This window comes from Butyrivibrio sp. LC3010 (genome assembly GCF_000424385.1).
GTDB lineage: Bacteria > Bacillota > Clostridia > Lachnospirales > Lachnospiraceae > Butyrivibrio.
Map to the genome: position 1 here is coordinate 13,146 of NZ_KE384181.1, position 4,106 is coordinate 17,251.

1 protein-coding gene is annotated in these 4,106 nt (G+C 40.6%); it reads left to right on the forward strand.

From position 1 onward, the window contains the following. Positions 1 to 80 precede the first annotated feature (80 nt). A partial coding sequence (locus G622_RS25045) for an Ig-like domain-containing protein (protein ID WP_196814252.1) occupies positions 81 to 4,106 on the forward strand: 4,026 nt, incomplete at its 3' end.

Consider the following 4,106-nt stretch of genomic DNA (forward strand, 5'->3'; position numbering starts at 1 on the left):
CGCCAATTCTCTCAGGGGTAAAACTCCTGACTTTGTCGCGACAAAGGACAAACACATTTCATATGAAAGGGGAAAACTTTATGAAGAAAAACAAACGAATATGGTCATGGGCATTGGCCAGTGCTCTGGCTGTAAGTAACCTGAGTGCGGTGGCGATGCCATTTACGAGCATTGTAGCACAGGCTGCCTATACGAGCTTAATAACACCAACCACTTACGCCAATAATGTTCAGTTAATTGGAAATAGCAAATTCGCAGTTAATGTGTTGGATGAGACGTTAACATTACCGGCATATACGTATACAAATGCAGCCGTGACAGTCAGTGATACATTAGATTATTTGCTATCTATTGATGGTGGTGCAGCTACTTCCATAAAACAAGGAACTGCTACTGGGGCTGGGTCTGTGACTGTGCCTACAGTGGATATTGATCTCAGAGGACGCGCTGGGAAGACACTTACAATTGATGTAGTGTTTGAAGATGTAGACAACTCTAATACAAAAACAACTGTGACAACAATCGAAATTGATATAGTTGATGGCACTGAGGCGACTGCTGCCGATTTAGCAAGCATTATAACATTAGATGGCGAAGATACTGTAATGATAGGAGATACAAATATCATTGCAGCAGACTTTGGTGATAAAGACCCGTCTATATTTGTTCCAGATACTGCTGTATTCTCTGTTGAATTAAAAAATGGAGATGGCGGGAAAACTAATGTTACAAGAAGTGCTAATACAGATGGAAATAAATATGGCTCTGCAACTAGTGGTACATTTTCTGGTCAGAATGCTTCCGGTGAATATGTTGCGACTTTGACTTATGATGCTGATGGAGCTGGCGGAGAGGATCCTGTCGATATCATGACTAAGACCGTCACTGTCCTTCCTGGAATAGTAAAGGAATTTGGTTCTTTGACTGAAAAAGATGGAAAGACAACAATCGGAATGAATGATAGGAACGGCCTTCTTGTTACTGTCCCTGCAACATTGTATCATTCAGCCGTAGGGACAGATAAACTTGATTTTCATGTGGTGAAAAAATCTGATTACGACAGCGCTTATGCAAGGGCCGTTGCTGCGTATAGTGATGCTGAAGACGATTTTAATGATGGGATTAAAACGGCAACGCAGTTGAAAACCGCTAAAGACACTATGACAACAGCGATAACAGTTGGTGCAAGTGGTCTTACAGCACAGGATGCCACAGTTATACCTGCAAAAAGTGGAACAGCTACAAATAACAAGACAAGTTATAGTCAAGATGTAAAAATTACTACTAATACTGCAGTTGAAGGTGAGTATTACCTTCTTGCATATGAGAAGAGCTGCACAGATGGACGAATTGCTGGTAAGTTTGCATTTACAGTAGTTGATGATTCTAGTCTTTCATTCCAGATTAGTACTTCTAAGATTAATGAAACAAATCCAACTGCTTCCGGTGAACCTGCTTGGGCTACGGTACTGGGTAAGACTATCGATACAGGTAAATCCATTACATTTAAGCCTTATAAAATAAGTACAGCCACTTCGGGTACAGACACTATCTATACTGGAACAGAAATAACTGATGCATCAGAATTGGCAAAAATCACTTATTCAACAACAACTTCTGGAAAGAATTATATTGATGTTAATTCGAGTACAGGCGTTGTAACCGGAAAGAAGGAGGGAACAGCAACTGTTACAGCAACATACAAATATTCAAACAGCGTAACGATGACATCAACAATTAATGTTACTGTTGCAAATGGAGCAGTAACTGTAAATACTTCAAATGGTGCACCGCTGCCTACATTGTATGCAAATGATTCTGTAAAGTTAGTGGCGTTCTATGGTGGAGACAAAGTTAATAGCAACGTTACATGGAGTGTTAAGGACGGTGCTGCAAGCACAGTTACAAGTGCAGATAGTACAAAGGCATCTGTATCTTCAGATGGAACATTTGCTGCTGCTGAGGCGGGCACATATAATGTATTTGCCACATATACAACAGAAAATAATGTATCGATTTCAAGTGCAGCATACACTATACCTGTTGCCGCTAACACACTTCTTCTGTACAGTAATCCTAAAACTAAGACTGCGGCTACACCAATCGCAGCTGGAAACATTGGTTCAGATCATCAGATCTATGCTTATTATGGATCAGAAGATTATACATCTAAAGTAACATGGGAATCAGATGAGAAAGTTGCAACTGTAGTTAATGGAAAGATCCATTTAGTAGCTGAAGGCTCAACAGTTGTTAAAGCCAGCTTCGTGGATTCTGATGGTAAACAATTTAGTAATCAAATCAATGTAACTGTAGCTGCTGATAATTATACTATTACTCCAGAGAATACTGCTGCAGGAGCTGCATTTGCTGATTTCCTTATTAACGATGAAGCAAAGATCATTCTTAACCATAATGGTAAAAAAGATACAACAACTGCTGTTACATGGGTAAGTTCAGATGAAACCGTTGCGACTGTTGATTCAAACGGCGTTGTCAAAGCTATTGGTGTAGGTGGATGTACAATTGATGCTTATAATTCTAAGGTTCAAAAGCTTAATGCTGCAGCATTTGCTGTAACTGTAGCGCCTACATCGCTTGGATTATTTGATTCTACAGCTCCAACTGCTACAATCACAAGTATCTCTCTTAATGAAGGCGAAGAAGCTACTATTATTGCAAAATATGGTCATAGTGAAATTGCAGGAAAATGGATTTCACATAACGATGGCTTAACTCCGATTGTTGACAATTCAGAAAATTATGCAAAAATGACTTCTGGAGGTAAACTGACAGCTATAGCTGATACAACATCATTAGATGATACAACAAATAGCTCAATTTGTAAGACAGATGATTATACTTATGTAACTTTTAAACCTACAGATACAACTATTGCACCAGTTGATCTAGAAATCAAAGTAACAGCTGTTGGTGCTCCTGCAACATTCCTTACTGTAGCGACAGAGGATAGAACTGATACAGTTGGTGAAGGTCAGGAAGCACAGTTAGTAGTAAAATATGGTAATCAGGATATAACTGATAAGGCTGTATTCAAAACTGATGATACTTCCATCGCAACAGTTGGCGAGAGAACTGGAATTGTAAAAGGTATATCGCAGGGTACTGCTACTATTAATGTAACATATACTGTTAACAATACTGAATATGGTGGTTCTGTAAATATTGCTGTAACAGAAGATTTGTCAACAACAGCTGTAGCACTTAATAAATCTTCTCTTGAGCTTAATGTTGGTCAGACAGAACAATTAAAAGCTACTATTACTCCTGAAGGAACAACAGATGAGACCATATGGTCATCAAGTGACGAAAATATCGCTACTGTAAGTGATGGCCTCGTTTCTGCACTTAAAGCTGGAACAGTAACTATAAAGGTTACATCTGGTAAATATGATGCTGAGTGTGAAGTTACAGTAATAGAGACTGCTGATCAAGAAGCTGCTAAGAAGGCAGCTGAAGATGCTGCAGCTCAGGCAACAGCAGCAGCTAAGGCAGCTAACGATGCCGCAGCAGCAGCTAAGGCTAATCCTACAGCTGATACCGTAAAGGCAGCTCAGGATGCCGCGAAAGAAGCAATAGATGCAGCAGAAAAGGCAACTAAAGCAGCAGAAGCAGCTCAGGCAGCTGGAGAAGAAGATGCAGCAGATGCTGCAAATGCAGCAGCGAATGCAGCTTATGATGCAGCAGATGCAGCTTATGATGCAGTGAATGATGCAAAAACAAATGCTATTAACGCAGCAACAACAGCAGCTGACAAGGCAGTTGATGAATCAACAGAAGCTAATATCAATGCAGCTAAGGAAGCAGTAGCAACAGCTCAGGCTCTTGGAGCAACTGAAGAAGAACTTACAGGTATCAGTGCCAAGATTGAAGCAGCTGAAGCAGCTAAACAGGCAGGTGATGACGCAGCAGCTAAGCAGGCAGCTATTGAAGCAGCAAATGCAGCCGCAAATGCAGCTAAGGAAGATCCTACAGCTGATAAGATTCAGACAGCTAAGGATGCTATTGCAGCAGCTGTAGCAGCAGGCGCAGAGGCTGATGATCTGACAGCCGCAAATACAGCATTGAAGGCAGCTGAAGATGCT